Origin of the sequence: Steroidobacter flavus (assembly GCF_042651805.1) — a bacterium.
Taxonomy (GTDB): domain Bacteria; phylum Pseudomonadota; class Gammaproteobacteria; order Steroidobacterales; family Steroidobacteraceae; genus Steroidobacter; species Steroidobacter flavus.
Genome location: NZ_JBHSDU010000003.1, coordinates 1,808,633 through 1,830,619, shown reverse-complemented (window position 1 = coordinate 1,830,619; position 21,987 = coordinate 1,808,633). Strand labels below are relative to the sequence as shown.

The 21,987-nt window shown below is 61.5% G+C and carries 19 protein-coding genes and 1 pseudogene; 6 read left to right on the top strand and 14 right to left on the bottom strand.

All coding sequences use genetic code 11. The features are described 5' to 3' along the window. Positions 1-137 precede the first annotated feature (137 nt). The gene (locus ACFPN2_RS13415; protein ID WP_380597286.1) at positions 138-1,013 is read left to right on the top strand and encodes an NmrA family NAD(P)-binding protein; all 876 of its coding nucleotides are present in this window, start codon (positions 138-140) and stop codon (positions 1,011-1,013) included. Between the two features lie 16 nt (positions 1,014-1,029). Here the strand turns inward: ACFPN2_RS13415 and ACFPN2_RS13410 are convergent, their stop codons facing one another. From ACFPN2_RS13410 to ACFPN2_RS13390, 5 genes are all read right to left on the bottom strand, one after another. Further along, on the bottom strand, positions 1,030-2,436 hold the full coding sequence (locus ACFPN2_RS13410) for a SpoVR family protein (protein WP_380597285.1): 1,407 nt from the start codon (positions 2,434-2,436) through the stop codon (positions 1,030-1,032). 7 nt (positions 2,437-2,443) lie between these two features. Further along, positions 2,444-3,634, bottom strand: coding sequence for a DUF444 family protein (locus ACFPN2_RS13405; RefSeq protein WP_380597283.1), 1,191 nt, complete (start codon positions 3,632-3,634; stop codon positions 2,444-2,446). A gap of 104 nt (positions 3,635-3,738) precedes the next feature. Further along, the gene (locus ACFPN2_RS13400; RefSeq protein WP_380597281.1) at positions 3,739-5,733 is read right to left on the bottom strand and encodes a PrkA family serine protein kinase; all 1,995 of its coding nucleotides are present in this window, start codon (positions 5,731-5,733) and stop codon (positions 3,739-3,741) included. 538 nt (positions 5,734-6,271) lie between these two features. Next, positions 6,272-8,668 carry an endopeptidase La gene (gene lon, locus ACFPN2_RS13395; protein WP_380597279.1) on the bottom strand — a complete coding sequence of 799 codons (2,397 nt, stop codon included), beginning with the start codon at positions 8,666-8,668 and terminating at the stop codon, positions 6,272-6,274. 19 nt (positions 8,669-8,687) lie between these two features. Further along, positions 8,688-9,092, bottom strand: a complete 405-nt coding sequence (locus tag ACFPN2_RS13390) for an Hsp20/alpha crystallin family protein (protein ID WP_380597277.1) — start codon at positions 9,090-9,092, stop codon at positions 8,688-8,690. A gap of 112 nt (positions 9,093-9,204) precedes the next feature. On the opposite strand from ACFPN2_RS13390, the gene ACFPN2_RS13385 reads away from it, so the two are divergent. Continuing rightward, entirely contained in the window at positions 9,205-9,804 is a 600-nt protein-coding gene (locus tag ACFPN2_RS13385; protein ID WP_380597275.1) for a class I SAM-dependent methyltransferase, read from the top strand. Positions 9,805-9,847: 43 nt separating this feature from the next. Here ACFPN2_RS13385 and ACFPN2_RS13380 read toward each other — a convergent pair whose 3' ends face one another. Continuing rightward, positions 9,848-10,774, bottom strand: a complete 927-nt coding sequence (locus tag ACFPN2_RS13380; RefSeq protein ID WP_380597273.1) for a LysR family transcriptional regulator — start codon at positions 10,772-10,774, stop codon at positions 9,848-9,850. Positions 10,775-11,178: 404 nt separating this feature from the next. Between ACFPN2_RS13380 and ACFPN2_RS13375 the strand changes: the two genes are divergently transcribed. Beyond that, complete coding sequence (locus ACFPN2_RS13375) at positions 11,179-12,366, top strand: lipid A deacylase LpxR family protein (protein WP_380597271.1); 1,188 nt, start codon at positions 11,179-11,181, stop codon at positions 12,364-12,366. Positions 12,367-12,468: 102 nt separating this feature from the next. Here ACFPN2_RS13375 and ACFPN2_RS13370 read toward each other — a convergent pair whose 3' ends face one another. Both ACFPN2_RS13370 and ACFPN2_RS13365 read right to left on the bottom strand, forming a co-directional pair. Then, positions 12,469-15,132: a YgiQ family radical SAM protein gene (locus ACFPN2_RS13370; protein WP_380597269.1), complete on the bottom strand. Its 2,664-nt coding sequence runs from the start codon at positions 15,130-15,132 to the stop codon at positions 12,469-12,471. Between the two features lie 71 nt (positions 15,133-15,203). Next, on the bottom strand, positions 15,204-15,827 hold the full coding sequence (locus ACFPN2_RS13365; protein WP_380597268.1) for a DNA-3-methyladenine glycosylase: 624 nt from the start codon (positions 15,825-15,827) through the stop codon (positions 15,204-15,206). A gap of 45 nt (positions 15,828-15,872) precedes the next feature. Here ACFPN2_RS13365 and ACFPN2_RS13360 point away from each other — a divergent pair, with 45 nt between their 5' ends. The 3 genes and pseudogenes from ACFPN2_RS13360 (at position 15,873) to ACFPN2_RS13350 (ending at position 17,756) form a co-directional block, all read left to right on the top strand. Then, a complete protein-coding gene (locus ACFPN2_RS13360; protein WP_380597266.1) occupies positions 15,873-16,913 on the top strand; it encodes a toll/interleukin-1 receptor domain-containing protein in 1,041 nt (346 codons plus the stop codon). A gap of 74 nt (positions 16,914-16,987) precedes the next feature. Continuing rightward, positions 16,988-17,434: pseudogene (locus ACFPN2_RS13355) on the top strand (SRPBCC family protein). After that, complete coding sequence (locus ACFPN2_RS13350) at positions 17,415-17,756, top strand: ArsR/SmtB family transcription factor (protein WP_380597264.1); 342 nt, start codon at positions 17,415-17,417, stop codon at positions 17,754-17,756. Before ACFPN2_RS13355 ends, ACFPN2_RS13350 begins: the two are co-directional and overlap by 20 nt. A gap of 2 nt (positions 17,757-17,758) precedes the next feature. Here the strand turns inward: ACFPN2_RS13350 and ACFPN2_RS13345 are convergent, their stop codons facing one another. The 6 genes from ACFPN2_RS13345 to ACFPN2_RS13320 all read right to left on the bottom strand — a co-directional run bounded on the left by ACFPN2_RS13345 (position 17,759) and on the right by ACFPN2_RS13320 (position 21,942). Next, complete coding sequence (locus ACFPN2_RS13345; RefSeq protein WP_380597262.1) at positions 17,759-18,328, bottom strand: hypothetical protein; 570 nt, start codon at positions 18,326-18,328, stop codon at positions 17,759-17,761. 183 nt (positions 18,329-18,511) lie between these two features. Further along, positions 18,512-20,146, bottom strand: a complete 1,635-nt coding sequence (locus tag ACFPN2_RS13340) for a GTP-binding protein (protein ID WP_380597261.1) — start codon at positions 20,144-20,146, stop codon at positions 18,512-18,514. A 13-nt stretch (positions 20,147-20,159) separates the two neighbouring features. Beyond that, positions 20,160-20,534 carry a hypothetical protein gene (locus tag ACFPN2_RS13335; RefSeq protein WP_380597259.1) on the bottom strand — a complete coding sequence of 125 codons (375 nt, stop codon included), beginning with the start codon at positions 20,532-20,534 and terminating at the stop codon, positions 20,160-20,162. Positions 20,535-20,590: 56 nt separating this feature from the next. Continuing rightward, entirely contained in the window at positions 20,591-20,950 is a 360-nt protein-coding gene (locus ACFPN2_RS13330) for a hypothetical protein (protein WP_380597257.1), read from the bottom strand. Between the two features lie 36 nt (positions 20,951-20,986). Then, entirely contained in the window at positions 20,987-21,391 is a 405-nt protein-coding gene (locus tag ACFPN2_RS13325) for a roadblock/LC7 domain-containing protein (RefSeq protein ID WP_380597255.1), read from the bottom strand. Next, positions 21,388-21,942, bottom strand: a complete 555-nt coding sequence (locus ACFPN2_RS13320; protein ID WP_380597254.1) for a GTP-binding protein — start codon at positions 21,940-21,942, stop codon at positions 21,388-21,390. Before ACFPN2_RS13320 ends, ACFPN2_RS13325 begins: the two co-directional genes overlap by 4 nt. Positions 21,943-21,987 lie beyond the last annotated feature (45 nt).

Sequence of the window (21,987 nt, the reverse complement as noted above, 5' to 3'; positions counted from 1 at the left end):
CATTGTAGGCTCTGAATTGATGACCGTAACGCACGAAGTTTTTGCTTTCGCGGTGGTTTACCGCAGTGGGAACCTTGCTTAATGTATCGCCCAATTTCGCAACCCTTGATCAAGACCTGCTACTGGGGGATTGAACGATGTTTCTGGTGACGGACGTAACGGGCCATGTAGGCCGAGCAGTGCTCGCCGAGCTAGCCAATCAGCCCGTGGCGGTCCGTGCGCTACTACAGGAACCCGTCGATCTGCCGATCAAAGCCCCGAACATCGAGGCGGTCCGCCCGGATCCGGACGACCCGAGCAGTCTGCAGCGGGCTTTCGAGGGTGTCGAGGCCGCGTTCCTGGCCTCGGGCTATTCCCCACATATCGCCGAAGCCCATCTGAAGATGGCCACAGCCGCCAAGGCCGTCGGCGTCAAACGCTTCGTTCAGCTGTCCGGCGTCGGCGCCAATCCGCAAATGTGTTGTGCCCGCATGCTTCGCTGGCTGGGCCAGGCCGAAAGCGGCGTGGCCGCTTGTCCGGACGTTGCCGTGACCCGACTGCGGCCGGCATACATGCTCCAGCTGTTGTTCGAATTCGCACCCACCATCGCCCAGCAAGGCCTGATCGCCGGCCCGTTCCGCTCCAACGCCTGGAGCTGGGTCGACGCTCGGGACGTGGCCGCCGTCGCGGTCGCTGCTTTGAAAGATCCTTCGCATGCGGGGCGCATCTACACGGTGACCGGGTCGGAGTCGCTTAGCTTTCCGCAAATCGCTGACAGGCTCAGTCATATTCTCGGCAAACCGGTCCGCTACCATGACATCACCGCCAACGAGGCTCGTGGGTGGTTGCAGGGTAAGGGCCTGTCGCCGGTGATGATTGAAGCGAAGCTGGAATATTGGGACGCGTGCGCGTCCAACATGCTGAATGTCCCGCCCAATACCGTCGTTCAGGACGTGACCGGCCATCCGCCACGCACGCTCGAAGCGTTCGTGCGGGATTACAAGGCGCGGTTCTTGTCCGCTTCCGCGGCCTGAAGGCTCAGGCCGGCGATCAGCGGCTGAAGTTCGGCGTCAGGCCGGGCGAAACGGAAATCTCGACGCTGCGCTGATCGTTGTCCACGGTGCTCATGCTCACCGGACGTCGCCACACTTTCGCGACGTATTCCAACACTTTCCGAGCACGTTCCGGATCGAGGCCGCGGCCGTCAGTGACGTGATCGTGGTGTAGCTCGAGCTTCCCATCCACATGCACGCGGGCTGCGCTCACTCTCGGGGCGCCGAAGCCGTACTTCGGATGCAGCAGGGCTTCGTGCAGCGACGGCAGATCCATGTCCTGAACCGTCAGCGTGCCCGTGGCCGGGCCCTTGAAGCGAAACAGCTTCAGCTCCGTGGCGAGCTCATGAGTGAGATGGTTGCGCACGAAGGAGAAGTCGTCGTCTTCCGCCATGATCCGTCGGGCCGCGTCCAGCCCCTGGGACTCCACGATCTTTTCCCAGATCGAGAAGCCGAGGTGATAGGGATTGGTCGCGAGCGCCACGTTGTCGCCCGTGGCCGTCGGACGTACGACATCCGAATGACATTTGATTGCGTCGACGTAAGCGGCCGCAGGCAGGAAGTCTGCCTCGCGTAGCAGTCGCGCGTGCCAGTACGACGCCCAGCCTTCGTTCATGATCTGGCAGGCGAACACGGGATAGAAATAAAACGATTCTTCGCGGACCGCGAGGAAGATGTCCCGCTCCCAAGGCTCCATCTCCGGCGCGTACTGCGCGATGAACCACAACAGATCGCTTTCGGGATGGGGCGGAATCGGCGCCTTCTTCGCAGGACCACTGTGTGTGGGGCGCGCGGTATCGGGGCCGAGCGACGCGAAACGTTTCGCGAACTCATCGTTCACTGGCGGACCTCGTTCCGCGATGGTTTCAGGGTAGCGTGGCCGGCGCAGGCCTTGATCGATATCGATGTGTTGTTCCAGCGACAACGCGGCATCGAGCACCAACTCCACGCGCTCCAAGCCATGCTCTTCGATCGCCATCGCAATCTGCCGTGCATGAGCCGCGGCCTGTTCGACGATGTGCTCGCCGACCTGATCCTGGCTGCGACGGAACAGCATGTTGTTCGCAGAGAAGTCTGCGTGGCCGAGTACGTGAGCGGTCACCAGCACGTTCTCCGCCGCGCTGTTGCTCTTCGCGAGATAGGCGCGGCCGGGATTGCCCGGGAACACGACCTCGAACAGTCGTGACAATCCCATGCGATGCTGAATCAGCTGATAGATGTATCGAACGCCGAACGACCAGTGAGGCATGCGCACCGGCAGACCGTAGATCGCGATCTCGGTCATGAAGCTTTCCGGCACCACCTCGAATTCGACGGGGTGGTACTTCAATCCCTGCGCGCGTGCCAACTGTTCGATGCGCGAGATGTGGGATTGCCAGTCTTCTGTATGCATCGTGCTGGGCATTGCGGTCTCAGGAACCCTGCGAAGCGTGGGTGAAGAAATGCCGCACGGCATTCCAGATGTCATCCGTACCGCTCACGCGATACGCGCCGACGCTATCGTCATCCCGCGACAGGTCGACGAACAGCCTGCCGATCTCACTGTCCGGCGCGGAGCCGGCCAAAGGTGCGACTTCGAGGAAACCGCAGTAATTGCAATCGCCGGACACTTCTTCCAACGCAGCCTGCGCCTGCGGTTGATCGGACGGGAAGTTCTCGCCGTCGGAGGCGTAGAACAAATAAATGTTGTACTGGCTCGGGCTGTAGCGCTCCTCAATCACCTGGCGCACTTTCTTCAAGCCCGCCGAGGCGACCGTGCCGCCGGTGCCAGTCACTTTGAAGAACTCGTCTTCTTCGAACTCCCAGGCCTCGGACGTGTGCGCGACGAACACCAGTTCCAGATGACGGTACTGGCGACGCAGGCCCTGAATGGCCCAGAAGAAAAATGTTTTGGAAATCTGCCGCTCGCGCTCGCCCATGCTGCCCGAGACATCGAGCAACAGAATCACGACCGCTTGCATCGCCGGCTGCTCGCGCTTGGCGAGCTGGCGATAGCGCAGATCGTCATCGGTGAAGGAAGGCGACTCCGCGCCGATCGCCGCTTGCACACCGCGACGTTTGATCGATTCCTTCATGGAGCGGCGACGATCGAGCCGCGAACGCGCCCCTCGGCGATCCCATCCTTCGCGCGTCCAGTCGTCTTCCTTGGCGCGCCCGGCCTTGGCTTCCAGATTCGGCAGCTTCATCTCTTCCCACAGCCAGTCGACGATGTCGTCGATGCGGAACTCCAGCGTGTATTGCACGCCGCCGTCTTCGTTACCGCCCTGACCGCGTTGATTCTCGCTGTCCTGCTGAGGACGCCCGATACGATCGCCGGGCTTGGCCTGGCCTTGCCCGACGCCTTGTTGCTCGTTGGAGTTGCGCAGCCGGAAACGATAATGCTCCAGCATCTTCACCGGCACGCGCACGGTGCTCGCGCCGCCGGTGAGCACGTCGGCGCCCGCCACGATTTGTGGCAGATGCTGGCGCACGGCGTCGCGCACCTTGTCATTGTGACGCAGCCAATCTCTCGCGCCGCGCGAGAAGAGGTCGTACCAACCGGCCTCGCCCGGGCTGCGATTCCCGGAGTCGCCACCTCCGTTGCCCGTTGCGTTGTCGCTCATGTCGCTCGCAACCCCCGTCTCATTCGACCTTGCTGCTACAGTACTCCTGGAAGGTGCGCTGTGGATCGGTCTTTAAGAGACTACTCCTCAAAACACACTCCGGTTCATTCCTGGGCGAGCAAAGTCGTCACGTAACTCAGTGCTTCCTTAGCGCTGTGATCGTCATAACCATACTCCGAGGTCAGGCGATCCTGAACCGCGGAGATTTTCTTACGGGCTTCGTCGTCGGGCCGCGCCGCGGATGTCACCAGGCGCAACACGTCACGCCGCTCCTCGAACAGATACTGCTCAATGGCTTCGCGCATGCGCGAATGGCTGTTGAGAGTGAATTTCTCACCAGCTTTGTACGCCACCATGGCCTTGCGCACCACTTCCTGACGGAATGTCAGCTTGCCCGATTCCGACACCTTGATCTTGTCCTCGACCGAGCGCAGGAAGCGCTCGTCGGCGGGACGCGACTCGCCAGTGATCGGATCGGTGACCTCGCGGTGATCCAGCGCCGCCTCCACTTCGTCCAGGTACTTGTCCAGCAACTGCTGGGCTTCGTCCTCGAACGAGGCGAACAGCGCGCGATGCACGTCTTCCTTCACCCAGCGGTTATAGAAGTCCTTGCGCGCCAGTACCAGATAATCGATCCACAGCTTCTTGGCCTTCGCATCCATGCGCGCATCGGTTTCGATCGAATCTTTGAGCGCGAGCAGCACTTCCATGCTGGTCAGGCTCTTCTTGTCGGTGCGCGTGATGGCGTTGGAAATCGAATTCACGATAAAGCGGGGACTGACACCTGTCAGACCTTCTTCGGGCGCTTCGGCACGCAGCCGTGTGATCTCTGTTTCCGGGAAGCCTTCCACGCTTTCGCCCGCGTACAGACGCAGCTTCTTCGACAGGTCCAGGCCTTCGCGCTCGGGCTTGTAAAGGCGCGTCAGCACCGCGAACACCGCCGCGAGCTTCAATGCGTGCGGATCCAGATGCACATCGCGAAACGCGGGGGCCGCGGACACCAGTTTGTTGTAGATCCGCGATTCCTCGAAGTAGGACAGCGTGTAAGGCACCTTGACGATGACCATGCGGTCGAGCAGCGCCTCGTTCTCCTTCTCCTGCAGGAACTTGTGGAATTCCGCCAGGTTGGTGTGCGCGAGAATGGTCTCGTCCAGATAGATCAGCGGGAAGCGCGACACCTTTACGTTCTTTTCCTGAGTCAGCGTCAACAGCAGATACAGGAACTCGCGCTTAACTTTAAGGATCTCGATCATCTCGAGCACGCCGCGGCTCGCGGCATACACCGCGCCTGACCACGACCATGCGCGCGGATCGCCTTCATCGCCGAACTGCGCAACCTTGGACAGATCAACGGAACCCACCAGGTCTGCGAGATCGGCCGTGGTCGGATCGTGTGGTGCGTAAGTGCCAACACCCACGCGCGATGCTTCGGAGAGGAAGATGCGCTCGACCGGCATACGCAGGAAGTCGCCTTCGAACTCGCGCTCAAGTCGATCGCGTGCCCACGGACTCAACTCACCTTTGATCTCCACGCCATAGGTCTCGCGGAACTCGCCGCGCAGGCTCGCGGGAATGAGATTGAGTGGCGATTCGTGCATCGGCGAGCCTTGCAAGGCATACATAGCCCCTTCGTCAGTGTGGCTGTATTCCTCGAGGCCGCGCTTGAGCAGGATGGCCATGGTGGACTTGCCACCCGACGGCGGTCCTAGCAGCAGTAACAAGCGTCTGCCGACATCGGAGCCGGCGGCGGCCGCTTTGAAATAATCGACGATACGACCTAGCGGCTCGTCGATGCCGAACAGCTCGCGCTTGAACAACTCTTTCGAGCCCGCGCCTGTTTCACCATTGCCGTTGCCATTACCGTTGCCGTTGATCGGGCTGGCAGCGGGAGAAGTTTTGCCGAACCAGTTGAGCATGTCCCATAGATATTCGTGGCTGCTGCGAGCCAGCTGCCTCGTATTGCCAGGGACAACAGTGCGAAGAAATTCCCCGAAGGTGCCCGACCAGTGTTGGGCTCGGTGGAATCGGCTGTAGGCGCTCAAGGCCTCGACGAAGCTCTCGCCGCGTTGCGAGCTTCCTCTGGGGCTGTCTGACGTCATCGAACCGCCCTCCAATCAGCAAGCCATGAATGTGTCATGGGCTCGCGGGTTCTATATACCTGTTACGACAGCATGCTCTTGCACGCAGTTCACACTGTCCGGATTCGTCACCAGCATACTCCCGTCTCTCGACGCGAGTTGCTGAGGGTTTTGCTCGTCATTGCCTCTGGCAATTGCCGACAACCCCACACTCAAAGACTGATCCATGGCCGAACATGTTCCGTAAGCGCGTGCGCCAAGCAGGTGCGTTCGGCCGGGACGCCGCGCTGTAAAGATCGGCGGCGGTAATAAAGAAGGAATAATGAAGACCCGCGCAGCTCGCGGAATGCGACGCTGGAACGCGCTTAAGTTGCGCATCTCACTCGATTGAGTGCGGAACATGACTCACTGATTACTCTCTTCGCGCCAATCTTGCAATGCGATTCATGCTGATTGGGTGCATCACGCGTGCCAGCTAGCCCTATCGTTAGTTAGGGCGAGAGTTCAGGACGGGTTCAGCGCGGCGGGTGGCGCTCCACCCGCCGCGTAGTTGCTGGCTTCAGGCCGCCGCGTTGACCTGTGTTACGTTCAACTGGATGCCGAGCGCTTCGCGGATCACGTCGTCGACACGTTCGCAGAACACGAACTCGACTTCGTCGCGCACACTCTTCGGCACATCCTCGAGATCCTTGCGATTGCGCGCCGGTAGCAGCACCTTGCGAATGCCCGCACGATGCGCGGCCACCGTCTTCTCCTTGACGCCGCCGATCGGCAACACCAGGCCTCGCAGGCTGATCTCACCGGTCATCGCCAGGTCACTGCGCACCGTCTTGTTGGTGAACAGCGAGACCAGCGAGGTGAACATCGACACGCCCGCGCTCGGGCCGTCCTTCGGAATTGCGCCCGCGGGCACGTGAATGTGCACGTCGCTCTTATCGAAGACGGTCGTATCGATCCCCAGTCGCGCCGCTTGCGACTTCAGCAGTGACAACGCTGCCTGCGCACTCTCCTTCATCACTTCGCCGAGCTGACCGGTAAGAATGAGCTTGCCGTTACCGGGCACGCGCGTCGACTCGATGAACAGGATGTCGCCACCCACCGGCGTCCATGCCAGACCCGTCGCCACACCCGGCACACTGACGCGCATCGCCACTTCGTTCTCGAAGCGCGGGGCGCCGAGGATGGCTGCGAGGTCGCCGACATCAACGGTCTGCTGAGTGATCGAGCCTTCCGCGATCTTCACCGCGACGTTACGCAGTACCGAGCCGATCATGCGCTCGAAGCTGCGCACGCCAGCCTCGCGGGTGTGATCCCGCGCGATCTGACGGAGCGCATCGTCCGTGATCGACGCCTGCTCGGGCTTCAAGCCGTTCGCTTCGAGCTGACGACGCATCAGGTAACGCTTGGCGATCTCGACCTTCTCATCCTCGGTGTAACCGCTGAGCTCGATCACTTCCATACGATCGCGCAGCGGGCCGGGAATGGTGTCGAGCATGTTCGCCGTGGCAATGAACACCACCTTCGACAGGTCGAACGGCACGCCCAGATAATTGTCCCGGAACGTGTTGTTCTGCTCCGGATCGAGCACTTCCAACAACGCCGCCGACGGATCGCCCTGGATGCCGGCACCGAGCTTGTCGATTTCGTCCAGCATCAGCACCGCGTTACGCGTACCCGCTTTACGAATCGCCTGCACGATGTTGCCGGGGAGCGCGCCGATGTACGTGCGACGGTGACCGCGAATCTCGGCCTCGTCATGCACGCCACCCAGGCTGACCCGCGCGAACTTCACGCCCAGCGCCCGCGCGATGCTCTGGCCCAGCGACGTCTTACCCACGCCCGGCGGGCCGACGAAGCACAGGATCGGGCTGCGACCCTGCGGATTGAGCTTGCGCACGGCCAGGTACTCGACGATGCGTCGCTTGATCTTGTCCAGGCCGAAGTGATCCTCGTCGAGCACCTTGCGGGCATGCTCGATCTCGATCGACTCCTTATCCAGCTTGGACCAGGGCAACTGGATCATCCAGTCGAGCCAGGTCCGGAGCATCGAGTACTCGGCGCTGGCGTCGGACATGCGCTCGAGCCGCTTCAATTCCTTCTCGGCCTGTTCCTTGGCTTCCTCGGGCATGCCAGCCTTCTCGATGGCTTCCCGCAGCTCGGCGATCTCTTCGCCGGCCTCGCCTTCCTCGCCCAGCTCCTTACGGATCTGGCGCAGCTGTTCGCGGAGCAGGACTTCCTTGTGACGCTCGTCGATGGCGTCGCGCGTCTTTTCTTCCAGCTGCCGCTGGAGTCGCAACACTTCGATGCGCTTTTGTAGCAACGTGCTGACGCGCTCGAGGCGCACCTTCAAGTCGAGGGTTTCGAGCAGCTCCTGCTTCTCGTTGGGCTTCACGTCCATGAAGCTCGCGACCAGATCGGCCAGCGTCGAGGCGGACTCGACCGACTGAATGGCGTTGGACAGCTCCGCTGGCGCTTGCGGCAACAGGCTGATGGCCTCGGCTGCTAGACGCTTCAAGTTGAGCGCGCGTGCTTCAACGTCGCTGCCGACGTTGGCCGAGTCCGGCAGATATTCCACGCGCGCGACCATGTAAGGCAGACCGTTCTGCCAGTCGAGCACGCGGAAGCGCCGCTCACCCTGGACGACCAGGTGATGTGTGCCGTCGGCGCCTGTCACATAGCGCACGATGTTCGCGACCGTACCGGTCGCATACAGATCGCTGCCGGTGGGCGCCTGCAGATCCGGGTCGTGCTGTAACAGGAACCCGACCTTGCGATTGTTACGCACGGCTTCCTGCGCGGCCGCCAGCGAGCGGTCGCGATTGATGGCCACCGGTACCACGGTGCCGGGGAACAGCACGAGGTTGCGCACCGGAATGATGACCAGCATGTCATCGGTGATGGTGTGCACGTCGGCGCCTTCGGGCTGCTGAGAATTCTTTCGATTAGAGTCGGTCATTTGAATGAGGCTCCCCGCCTTAGCGTTGTGCCAGACGAAGGAACAGGCACCCATTGGTATAAGCCTGCTCCAGCAATTGATAACGTCCTTCGGGTAGCGCGATGCGCCGCTCGAAGCGTCCGTATGGAATTTCCAGCCGATGGACCCCGGTGGCGCGACTGGTCACCGGCAATGCGCGCGTGGCATTGACGATCAACAGCCCGCTATCGGTGCGGACCTCGATGTTGTCGGCGGCAACACCCGGTAATGCCACGGCGACATGAACCTCGTTGCCATAAGCGAGGATGTCGACAGGCGGTTCCCAGAGTGGTGAGGAGGCGGCCACGCGTCCGAAGCGAAAGAACTGGCGCTGCAGTTGTTGCGCGCGTTCCATCATTTCGCAGGCTTCGGCCCACATCCACGACGGCGGGTTACGAATGGCCATGATTGATTTCCAGATTGGGCATGCCGAACTAGGTGGGGTCGGGCGTACGACTATCAAGAACGACCCGCAAGCCAAGTAAACTCTCGCCGACGCCAGTCAGGTCCATCCATCGATGTCCAATCGCTTCGACGCCCGGTTCTATCAGCGCTTCTATATGAATCCGCGCACGCGGGTTACAAGCCGCGAGGAGATGGCTCGGCGCGCCGGCATGGTGGCTGCGCTGGTCAAGCAACTGGAGCTGCCGGTGAAGCGGATTCTCGATGCGGGCTGCGGACTTGGGTGGCTACGCCCGCCGTTGCTCGAAGCCTTTCCCGACGCTACGTATATCGGGCTGGAGGTGAGCGAGCACCTGTGCGAGGAGCACGGCTGGGTGAACGCGTCGCTGGCCGACTATCGACCGCGCGGCCGGTTCGATCTGATCATTTGTTATGACGTGATGCAGTACTTGTCTGACCGGGAATGCGCGCAGGCAATGGCGAATCTTGCGCGCTTGTCACGCGGTGCCTTGTACTTTCACGCGCCGACTCAAGAAGACTGGCGCGACAATGCGGATCGCGACACCAGCGACAGCGACATTACTCTGCGTGGCGCGAGCTGGTATCGCTCGCGCCTGTCGCGACATTTCGAACACGCCGGCTTCGGTGTCCATGTACGCCGGGGCGTCCCGTGGGGACAGTGGGAGCTCGAGCGCAGCGGCGCGGTGGATGAGTAGGCTACTTAATAACAGTAGCCTCCGTGACCACGCGCGCCGTCAGCTAGCCATTACTCCAAAATGGGTCCGCGTCTGGGTTCGTACCCCATCGTCCATCTAACAACTCAATAAAGCTTCGCACCTTGGTCGCGAGATAGCGTCGCTGCGGATGTATCAAATAAATCCCCAGTGAGCCGGCATCGTAGTCGGCCAGCACCTGTTGCAACGTGCCCGCTCGCAGCTCCTCATAAACATTGAAGGTCGGCTGCAGAATCACGCCCTGCCCGCGCAGTGCCGCTTGCTTGAGCAGCTCATTGCTCGACGCGCGCAACGTTCCCAATGCCTGCACCATCGAATTGCGCCCATCGCGCTCGAAGCGCCATTGCTGGACCGTGGGCGCCGTATCGGTGAAGGCGAGACAGTTGTGATGGAGCAGGTTCTCCGGGATCTCCGGCTGCGGATTCTTTTTCAGGTAGGCCGGCGACGCGCAGGCCACCAGTCGCGAGGTGGCGAGCTTGACGGTCTTGAGAATGGAATTGGCGCGCAGCTGGTCGACGGCGCGAACCGCGACATCGAAACCTTCCTCGACCAGATCCACGAAGTGATTGCTGACCGTCACTTCCAGCCGCACGTCGCTATGGCGCGCCGAATATTCCAGCAGCACCGGCCCGACATGCGACAGATCGAAGGCACCTGAAACGCAGATCTTCAACGAGCCGCGGGGCACCGCGCTGTTGGCGCCGGCCACCGCTTCGGCTTCCTCGATATCTTCCAGAATCTGGACACAACGCTGGTGATAAAGCTGTCCGACGTCGGTGAGGCTGAGGGAATGAGTCGATCGATTCAGCAGACGCGAGCCTAGTTCGTGCTCGAGGTGCCCAATGTACTTGGTCACCATCGGCGCAGACACACCCATCCGGCGCGCCGCCTCGGCGAAGCTCCCCAATTCGACCACTCTCGCCAACGCCACCATGCAGGTGAACTTATCCATCTTTCTTTCCCCCCAGGAAAGATTCCATTGCCCAGCAGGCATCGCTACATAAGCGCAGCGAATCCCATTCGCCCCCGGCACCAATCAGTGGGTTTAACTTTTCACGGCGTGTTCACGGCTGGGCCAACTGGATGCTCACGCCGCCCCGCTAATTTCTGTGCATCACAAGCGGATTAGTGCACTTGCAGCAGTGTGATTGCAATAACGAAGCGACGGTGGGGTTGCCGCATGAGTAGTACGAATGAAGCGACCCGGTGCGATTCATGACCAGCGATTCATGAATGTCATTCCCTTCGCCGCGTTTATCGAGGCTGTCTGTTTGGAGACAGTAGCCACCACGGAACAACAGCAACAGGTAGCGGCAGCGTGGAACTAAACGCGGCGCGTATGGGATGGGTAAGGTTATGGCGACGACAATCAAGACAGGATGGGCAGCACAGCTGCGATGGGCGGTTCTCGCGGCGTTAGGCACCGCTGCATTGGTAGTTACTGGGAATGAAGCGCGTGCCGAGGAGCTGTCTTCTCTGGAAATCACGCCGGTGCTGGCGGTGAATGAAGCGACAGTCGCTCAGTCGGTTAGTGATATCGAGGACGCGATCGCCGAAGTGGTCGTGTCGGATCAGCGCCTTGGCTGGCTCGATGGAGTTGATGCGGTGCGAGTGCAGATCGATAACGACCTGTTCGCCGGCGACAACCAGGACCGCGACTACACCGGTGGCATGAGCATCTCAATCTCCGGCGACCGCGCTCGCGACGGATTGTTGTCACTCGATCCCTTATTGCGTCGTTTGGATGAATTCGTCGTACGTGGTGAGGGCACCAACGTTCATTACGCGCGTCAGCTCGGCCTGCTGGCCTTCACGCCCAAGGACACACTGGTCCGTGAAGTGCAACCGGACGACCGCCCGTACGCCAGCCTGCTGTTCGTTTCTAACGGCCGGGTGACGGTGGACGCGGACGATCGCGGCGCCTGGACCAGCAGCCTGACGTTCGGTGTGCTTGGCCTGTCGCTGACCAGCGATGTGCATGGGGCCGTCCACGAGCTGGTCGGTTCGGAAAAACCGCTTGGGTATGATCATCAGATCTCCGCGGGCGGCGAACCGACGGCGCGCTACACCCTCGCCCGCCAGCAACTCTGGATTGCCGATCCGAGCGGTCATATCGATGTGAAGACCACCGTGCAGGGAAGCGTCGGCTTCCTGACCGAGACAAGTGCCTCGATCTCGGTGCGCGCCGGCCACTTCAATTCGCCCTGGTGGAGCTTCGCGCCCGAGCTGACCGACTACATGTCGGCACCGGTGCCGAGTGAGAGTTATCGCGGTGGCCGTGAGCTGTATGTGTTCGCCGGTGCCCGCATCAAGGCGCGTGCTTACAACGCGTTCCTGCAGGGCCAGTTTCGCGATAGCGAGGTCCGCTATACCTCGGATGAGGTGCAGCCGCTGTTGGCTGAAGCGTGGATCGGCGTGGTTACGCAGATCCTGGACCAGACGCAGCTGAGCTATGCCCTGCACTATCAAACCGCCGAGCTGCGCGACGGCCCGGCGTCCCGCGACACCCTGTGGGGGGCGGTACAGCTCACCCACAATTTCTAAGTTTCAGTTTCCTCGACCCTGCTCCCTGCAATTGGCCCACCTCTGGTGGGCCTTTTTTTATGCGCTGGATTTAGCCGCGTCTCTTAACGCAGCAGCGGCTTCTTATTTGGAACGAGGCATGCGCACACCTTTCAGTCCGGTGTGCTGAGTTCGGAACTTCGTCGGCTTCGGCGCTGCCTGCGGCGCGCCCGCGCGCTTCGCGTTTGATGCCGCAGCCTGCGCGCCCGTGCGCTTCGCGTTTGATATCGCACCCTGTCCGCCCGCGCGCTTCGCGCCGGGCGCGTTGGCGGACGCCTCGTATCCACGCTGCCCGTTCGCAGTGGCCGCGCGCGGATCTTCTCGTCGCGCCGCCTGCGGCGCGCCGTGGCGCCGCTTATCGTGAGCTTGTTTGTTTTCGTGCTCGCCCGCGCGCGGGGCGTGCTTCGACCGGCGCCCTTCATGCGCATCGCCCGTTCCGAGCGGCTGCCAGGCCGGGATCAGATGTTGCTTGCCGGCCCCGATCAAATCGGCGCGGCCCATCCGGCGAAGGGCATCTCTCAGAATCGGCCAGTTGTTCGCGTCATGCCACCGCAAAAACGCCTTGTGCAGGCGGCGCACTTTCAGTCCTTTCGGAATGTGCACTTCCTCACTGCCGTGAGTCACTTTCCTCAGCGGGTTCTTGCCCGAGTGCCACATCGCCGTCGCTGTCGCCATCGGCGACGGCAGGAATGCCTGCACTTGATCCGCGCGATAACCGTTATGCTTCAGCCACAACGCCAGCTCAAGCATGTCTTCATCGGTCGTGCCCGGATGAGCCGCGATGAAGTAAGGAATCAAATACTGTTCCTTGCCCGCTTCCTTGGAGAACTTCTCGAACAGCTCCTTGAAACGGTAATACGTGCCGACCCCCGGCTTCATCATCTTCGACAGCGGCCCTTCGCCGATCGCCTCGGGGGCGATCTTCAGATAGCCGCCGACGTGATGCTGAACCAGCTCCTTCACATATTCCGGCGACTCGACCGCCAGGTCGTAGCGCACGCCGGAGCCGATCAGAATCTTCTTGATGCCCGGCAAGGCCCGCGCCCGCCGATACAAATTGATCAGCGGCGTGTGGTTGGTGTTGAGGTTCGGGCAGATGCCCGGGAAGACGCACGACGGCCGGCGGCACGCCGTTTCGATCTCGCGGGACTTGCAGGCGAGCCGGTACATGTTCGCGGTCGGCCCGCCCAGATCGGAGATCACGCCGGTGAAGCCGGGCACCGAATCTCGAATGGTCTCGATCTCTTTGATGATCGAGTTCTCCGAGCGGTTCTGGATGATGCGACCTTCGTGCTCGGTGATCGAACAGAAGGTGCAGCCGCCGAAGCAGCCGCGCTGAATCGCGATCGAGAACCGGATCATCTCGTACGCGGGAATCTTGTTCGCGCCCTTCTGCTCGCCGTAGAACGGATGCGGGATGCGGCGATAAGGCAGCTCGTAGATGGCATCCATCTCTTTCATCGAGAGCGGCAGCGGCGGCGGATTCAGCCACACGTCCACGTTGCCATGCCGCTGCACGAGCGAACGAGCGTTGCCCGGATTCGATTCGAGATGAAGGATGCGCGAGGCGTGCGCGTAGAGAACGGCATCGTCCCGCACGGCCTCGAACGAAGGCATCCGAATGACCGACTGCGCGCGGTCCGCGGTAGGAACGTGACGATGAAACTTCACGACCTTCGCGACGGGCTGCTTCGCAGCCGTCGCACACGCTGGCGCGCTCGCCTCCGCTTCGCCAGCCCCTGCAGCCTTCGCGGGCATGCCCCCAACCGACAACTCCGCTCCAAGCGCGGCGCCAGCCGAAGAATCGTTCTCGGCCGCTGCGCTATGCGCCGCCACTTCCGTTCCTGGCCGGCCGCCGGCCGAAGAAATGTTCTCAGCCGCCGCGTTCTGAGCCGACGACTCCGCTCCGGACCCGGCGCCAGTAGATGAAATATTCCCCGTGGATGCGTTATGAGATGCCGCGGCCATGGCCGCCTTCGACTTCGCATCGTTCGCCGCGTACGGATCGATCGGGGGATTCAGCGGCCCGGGCTCATCGATCGACGTCGAGTCGATCTCGGTCCAGCCTTCCGGCGTCGCGTGTCTTACAAACGCCGTACCTCGCAAATCGTCGATCTGATCGATCCGCTGACCTTTGGCCAATCGATGCGCAATCTCCACGATCTGCCGCTCGCCATTCCCATACACGAGCAGATCCGCCTTCGCATCGAGCAGCACCGAGCGCCGCACTTTCTCCGACCAATAGTCGAAATGCGCGATCCGCCTGAGACTCGCCTCGATGCCGCCGATCACAATCGGCACATCGTTAAAAGCTTCGCGCACCCGCTGGGAATAAACGATCACCGACCGATCCGGCCGCTTGCCGCCCTCGCCCGCCGGCGTGTACGCGTCGTCGCTACGAATGCGTCGATCCGACGTGTAGCGGTTCACCATCGAATCCATGTTGCCGGCAGTGATGCCGAAGAACAGGTTCGGCTTGCCGAGGCGGGTGAAATCTTCCGCCGAGCGCCAGTCGGGCTGCGCCAGGATGCCGACCCGAAAGCCCTGCGCCTCGAGCACGCGGCCGATGATGGCCATGCCGAAGCTGGGGTGATCGACATAGGCGTCGCCGGTGACGACGATGATGTCGCAGCTATCCCAGCCGAGCGCGTCCATTTCCTCCTTCGACATGGGCAGGAACGGAGCGGTCCCGAAGCGGGACGCCCAGTGCTTGCGATAGGAGAAGAGTTCGCGCGGTGCTGGCTGCATGGGAAAACAGTCGATCACGAATTCCGCGGCCACAACAGGGGTGGCGCGCCGAAAAGGGCGTGGATCTTACGCTATTTACGGGCCAACTTGGCCCGGACACCGCCCTGATCCGGCGCCAGCGCCCGCTTACGCACGGCGGCGCTCACGGTCGAGACGTAGGGTGAATCCTTATCGAAGAACCGCCAGGGCTTCTTGGCCCAGTCCCCGGCATAGTCCACGCCGATCCGGGTCGCCCGGCCGACCTTCGGCGGCCGATATCGGGTCGGCTTCTCCAGCCACAAGGTGTCGCCCAGCAAATCCGCCCCATTCAGGCCCCGATCTATATGTAGGGCACGACATAACAGCCCCGGCCCATGGCTGGTCGTGGTGATGCCCTTCACCGGCTCCAGCCCCCGAAGCAGCACCGCATGCGGCGTCCCATGCGCCGCCGTCACGATGTTCAGGCAGTTCCAGAACCCATAAATCAAGTACACATACGCATGCCCCGGCGGCCCGAACATCACTTCCGTCCGCTTGGTCCGCCCCCGCGACGAATGCGCCGCCAGATCATGCGGCCCCTTGTACGCCTCCGTCTCCACAATCCGCCCGACCTGCTCACCTTCGGGTCCCGCGTGAATCAAATGCATGCCAAGCAAGTCGCGGGCGACGAGCAAAGTCTCCCGGGCGTAGAAGTCTCGGCTGAGCTTGGTGGACATCCGGTCATTATAGATATCGCCTTGGTGAATGAGGGGGAGGGTGGGATGACACTGGTCGTTAGTCGCGACGGCAGCATGCTTAGGATCGGGCGCAAGAGTTTCAAACTTTGGCCTGCGCGGGGCGTGGATGGAACGAGACTCTGCGAATCTGGTCGCACGGTTTCTTTCACCACGATTCGCCATCTTCGCGCGGCAGACTTTCCGATGGATCTGGAACTGATAATCGATCCCGCAAAAAACGAATGCTGTGACTCGATCTATCTATCCATCATGCGTCGAAGCGACAGTATTTATTTCAAGCTCGTCTTCGACTATTTCTATCGAAAGTGGATGGAGCATGTAAGCCTGAAGGATTTCATAACAAATCTTGCCGGTGACTTGAACGAGCTGCAATGGTTGAAGGCATACGAATTGGATGATTCTGACGGCCAAGGTTTGGCCATTGAATTGCGCGCCGAGTTTGGGATCGCCGGCCGTCTCGGTGATCACTATAGATCAATGGTGCTAGCTTTGACGTTAACCCGCGCGCGAGTGATCGCTCGTTTGTCGAATAAGCTGCGCACAGCCTTGCTCTCCGACATCCGATCATCCTCGGTCCCGGCATCTATGGGCCGAGTCCGTGCCAAGCCGCTGGCCTTCATTTGTCACGACTCTCGGGACAAAGATAGGGTGGCGCGGCCAATTGCGCGCGGCCTGGCCGCATTGGACTGTCCAGTGTGGTACGACGAGTTCTCGTTGCACGTTGGTGATCGGCTGCGCGAGTCGATCGAAAGCGGCCTGCAGCAGGTGAACAAATGCATCTTGATCATTTCACCACGCTTTCTTCGCAACGAGGGTTGGTCAAAGGCGGAGTTCGAGTCGATCTTCGCCAGGGAATTGGTGGAGCGCAAAGACATTTTTTTGCCGGTTTGGGTCGGCGTCACTCCGCAGCAAGTATTTGAGTACAGCCCTGCCTTGGTGAACCGCGTGGGTGTGAGCTGGAACCGCGGAGTGGATGAAGTGGTACGGCAGCTTCGTCTGGCGGTGAAGCGTACCGTTCGCAATAGACTGCGCCGCTCGGGCGCGAGAACGCGTACAGATAACTGACAGCCATTTGGTTGCACATGGTACAGGCGGGAGTTATATTGCAACCACTGGGTTGTCAGTAGAGTGCCAACGAAATGAATGTCATCGAACGAAAGGTCCTACTCCGTGCGCCGCGCAGCCGCGTGTGGAATGCGCTGACGGACGTGAAGAAATTCTGCCAATGGTTCGGCGTCGACTCGGCGGACGGCGTATTTGCGCCGGGGGCGAAGGTGCATATGGAAGTGAGCGAGGAGTACGGCGGTTACTTCGATATTTTCGTGCAGGAGATGCAGCCCGAGCAGTTGTTCTCCTGGCGTTGACATCCAGGCGCGCGTGATCCGTCGCTGGACTATGCGAAGGAGCCGACGACGCTGGTCGTATTCAAACTGGAGGAGGCGGAGGGTGGCACGCTGCTGACCATCACCGAATCCGGCTTCGACGCCATCTCGCTCGTGCGTCGTGCGAAAGTGTTCGGGCAGAACAATCAAGGGTGGGACGAGCAGGTGAAGAACCTGGAGCGCTATGTCGACCAAGCGTCCTGAGCTCAGGCTGAAGGCATCGGCGCCGATCTTCGCGGCGCTCGGCGATGAGACGCGGTTGCGGCTGGTGATATTCCTGTCCGCCGCCGGTCCGTCGTCGACGGCGACTTTGACTGCGAACGTGGATGTCACGCGCCAGGCCGTCGCGAAGCATTTGCGAGTGATGAAGGAGGCAGGCCTGGTGACCAGTGTCTATCAAGGCCGCGACAGCGTATGGCAGATCGAAGCGTCGCAGCTGGCGGAAGCGCAGCAGTGTATCGAGCTGCTGACCGCGCGCTGGGACCAGGCAATCGACCGCTTGCGAGCGATGGTCGAAGAGGATTGAGATCAGTCGTTCGAGTCGCTGTGCGTTGGCCAGTGGCCGTGCACCTGCATGACATCCAGCTCGACCTGACCGCTGGCCAGGTCGGCGGATTTCAGCTTGATCCGCATGAATTCCAGCGAATCGCCGCGCTCGTGGTAATAGAACACCGAGCTGCGATGCTCATCGCGGGTGGCGCGAGGAATGACGAATTCGTTGAATGCGGTCTCATGCACGAGCGGGCCGCAGCTGAGCTGGGCGCCGCTGAGCTCGACGACGATATGAGCCGCTTCCAGATCGCTGCCGTCGATCAGATTTCTGCAGGTGATGCGAAACCTCGGCGGCAATCCCGCGACGCTCGGGAGCACATCGACCGACTCGCCGGCCCGGAGCCGAACCAGCTTGCGTGTACGATCTACGCGCTGCGCATCGGCGACGCGAACAGTCGGGGAGTCGCGATAAACGATGGGAGCGGGCGGACGGGCCGGGGTCCGTGTGGCAGTCACGGGCAGGTGATGGCGTCGCCAGTACATCGCACCGACGATGAAGGCCATCAGGCCAATCACGAGCCATAACTGTTGCAACACGTATTCCATTTCACATCGCGGGCGCTAAAGGAGCGTCCTTGTCCTTGTTATCGACAGGTCGCCATGTCGACTGATGTGACCGGATTGGCAGGTCGAACAATCGCCGGGCGACTTCGTATGTCGAGGCGAGTGTCCGTAGCAAGCGACAAAAAATCGAGCAACTACGTCACAGCCTGCGACGTATTTGTGAACTCATTCCTTCGCGAGTGCCGCCAGGCGTTGCAACAAGCGCCACTCGTGCGGCGGCTGACCTTCGCCGTGACGCGAGACTTTCCAAAGCTCGGCGAGCAGATCGCCGCGGCGTGCCCGCAGAGTGGGGCGTGCGAAGGCGAGTTCGGACAGCAGCAACTCGCTGGCCTCTGAGATCGACCACGATCGAGCCGGTCGCAGCTGCGAGGGCGGCGGCATCAAGCCCAGATACACCGCACCGGTGACCGCCGCGCCGACCGTGCCCAAAGTGAGTTGCAGCTCACACATTGCGGCCGGCATGCGCTCGGCCACAGCCATGAAGGAGCGCGCCACTGTCATCAGCGCCTTGGCGATGATGCTGGCATCGCCAAGCAGCGCCTCTTCCATCTGCGTTTGCAATGAGGCTTCGATACGAACGATTTGCCATAGTCTGTAACGGCCCTGACCGTCGGCCGCCAGAACGATGCACCGCTGTTTGGACAGCAGCTCACTGCCGGCGACGTGCTGGCGGGCCCACTGCACCAGCTCGGTCCGGCCGGCGTCGATATTGTCGAAGACGGCGTCGGCGGCTGAATGCAGCAGCCAACGATGATCGATCGTGCCGGTCCAGGCGCCTTCCGTATCCCGCCGCAAGCTGACCTGGCTCGAGCCGATCTCGTGCAGAACCAAACGACCGTCGACCGGCGGCCAGACCAGGCCACTCGCGACTTTCTCATCGGGTGCGGCCGGCACGCGCGACTCATCCGTCCTCGATAAGGAAATCGCCTGCGCATCGGGTGAGGCCCGCGCGCTTTCATCATGCATCTCCGCTGCGGAGGTCGTTTTAGCGCCCGGCTCGTGTAGCGTTGCTGGGCTCGCCGGCGAATCGACATTCGCCTGCATCGCTTCTTGAAACGCCTGCGACGCCATCGATGTTTGCTGCTGCAAATCATGCAGACGCGTATGAGTGAGCTGGCCCGACTCGATCGCCAGGTCGAGCGCGCCACTCTCCGCGCTTTGCATTTCCTTGAGCAGGTCTGCAGCGCTGTTGATCTTCGGTTGAGCGGTGACAAGTGCGCCGCTGCGCATGAGCTCTCGCACACGATCCAAAGCCAATCGCACGGCGAACACGAACGTCTCGCGAATGCCCGTGCCGTCGGTCGCGACCGACTCGATAACGGCGCTGCGTAATTCAAGCTCGTCGAGCATGCCCCGGATCTGTGTCAGCGATACGGCATCGGGAAGATCGCGTTTGTTTGCTTGCAGGACGATGCCGATGGGCGGCCCGCCGACGCTATTCAACACACCGCGGAGCGCGCCAAGGTAGCGGCGGTCCGCTTCGAAACCGGAAGGAGAACTGTCGCCGACAAACACGACCACATCGGCGCTTTCCAACAAGCGGCGACGGCGCGGTGCCAACGTTGCCTGACCCGGCACGCTGACGATCTGGCAGCGAATCCGCCGACCTTCGAACAGTCCGCCGGTGTAATCGAGCCAATCGAAATACAGCGTACGGCCGTTGAGATCCGCCGGCGAATACACGCCCGCGCCCAGCCCGCGACCGAGCGTTGCGACGCTGGTGGTCTTGCCCGCCATGGGCGCACCGTCGTAGACGACGCGAATCACCACGCAGTCGTCGTTGGGGGCGATCACCGCCATACGGCGACGCTGCTCAGGCCTCGAGGCCGTTGCAATGTTTGTTGACGGAATTGCGCAGGATCGCGAGGTTGGTGGTGTTGCGATCCACGGCCAGGTACAGGAACGACAGCCCGCCCGGTAGCAGCTTGATCAAATGGAACTGATCCGTCAGCGTGATCAGCATGTCTTCGAGCTGCACCTTCAGATTCAGTGCGCGCATGATCTTGAGCTTTTGTTTCACCAGCTCGCTGTTGTAGGCGCTGGCGACCGTCAGGTCGAAATCACCGCGGTTGGACTTTGCCGCGAGCGTCATCCCGGACTCCAGATCCACCGCCGCTGTCGCGATCACGCCGTTCACGTCGGCTTCGATCCTGGCGATGGCGTCCATCAGACTTCTTTCACTGGCCATGAATGCGCTCCGAAATCGGGCGGCGGAAGGCGAGTCCGCCGCCCATCGACGATGAATTAGAAACTCAGCGAGCCTTCCGCGTCCTGACAGGCACGACGCGCCATCGCCAGGTTGGCGCGGCTCTTGTCGAGCACCAGGTACATGAAGATGCCGGGCTTGGCGGCGACCGGACGGATGATGTGGTACTGCTTGCTCAGCGTGATCAGGATGTCCTCGATGGCGTCGGTCAGACCGAGGCTCTTCATCGTGCGCATCTTGGCGCGCACCACTTCAGTGTTACCGGCGGCGGCGAGCTCGAGATCGAGGCCGGTGCCGGCGCTGCCCAACATCATGCCGCTGTTCGCATCCACCAGCGCCGAGCAGAGCGCGCCATCAGTGCGCAACAAGCCATTCAAAGATTCAGAGACCGAAGCCATCGCATCACTCCTTCAACAGATTTAACAAACAGAACTTTATTTCTGCAGGCTGGTTTCCAGCTTCCTGCAGAGATTGCGTGAGGCCCACAGCAGCTTGCCGAGCAGCTCGCCGCTCTTCGCGACGATGGCCAACGACAATGGCTGCGTGCCCGCGAGACCGAGAATCAACACGGTGCCGCTGTCGGTCTCGATGATCAGATTGCGGTTCTTCGCCAGCCCGGCCTCGCGCGTCAGCGCTTCGGACAAGGCCTGCATGGAGCTGCTCATCGCGGCGATCTTCGGCGTCATCGTTTGATTCGGCGGATACGACGCCACTTCGAAACCGTCGCCCGAAGTCAGCACGGCGAGCTGCACATCCGCATTCGCCGCCGCGAACGCTTCCAGGTGATGGGCGCCGAGGCGCACCAGGTCGGCATCGAACCGTGAGTTGGGCAGGGTCATGTTGCAAACTCGGGCTGACTCACTTCGAGCGTGGCCAGCAGGGTCTCGATCAACAACAACACGTCTTCGCGCTTGCGCACGTCGACGCTGAACACGGGAGCGGAAAACTGCATCGACTCGATCACGCGCATGCAGGCGTCGATCTGTGTGTAATCGTCCGGACGGGTCCGGCCGACGCCAACCACGAACGGTTGATCAGGTGCGATCCGCCGAAACACTTCGGCGTAAGTCTTCAGGTCGGCGAGCACGGTGGGGCTCGTGCCATCGAGCAGCAGAATCACGCCCATCGAGCCGCGGCCCACGATCTCCCACATGAAAGAGAAGCGTTCCTGGCCCGGCGTGCCGTACAGGCGCACGACGGTGCCGTCGGCCAGGCCGATCTGGCCGAGGTCGAGCGCGACGGTGGTCGATTCCTTGGCGAAGCTCTGCTGATCGTTGTTCTGCATTTCCGTCGAAACCGGCGGAAAATCGCTGACCGCAGTGATTGCCGTGGTCTTGCCTGCCCCCATCGGGCCCGTGAACACGATCTTGAGCTCGGATGCGATGCTCATGAGGTCCCTCCCAATCGCAGATGCTTGCGCATGTTGCGCAGGAAT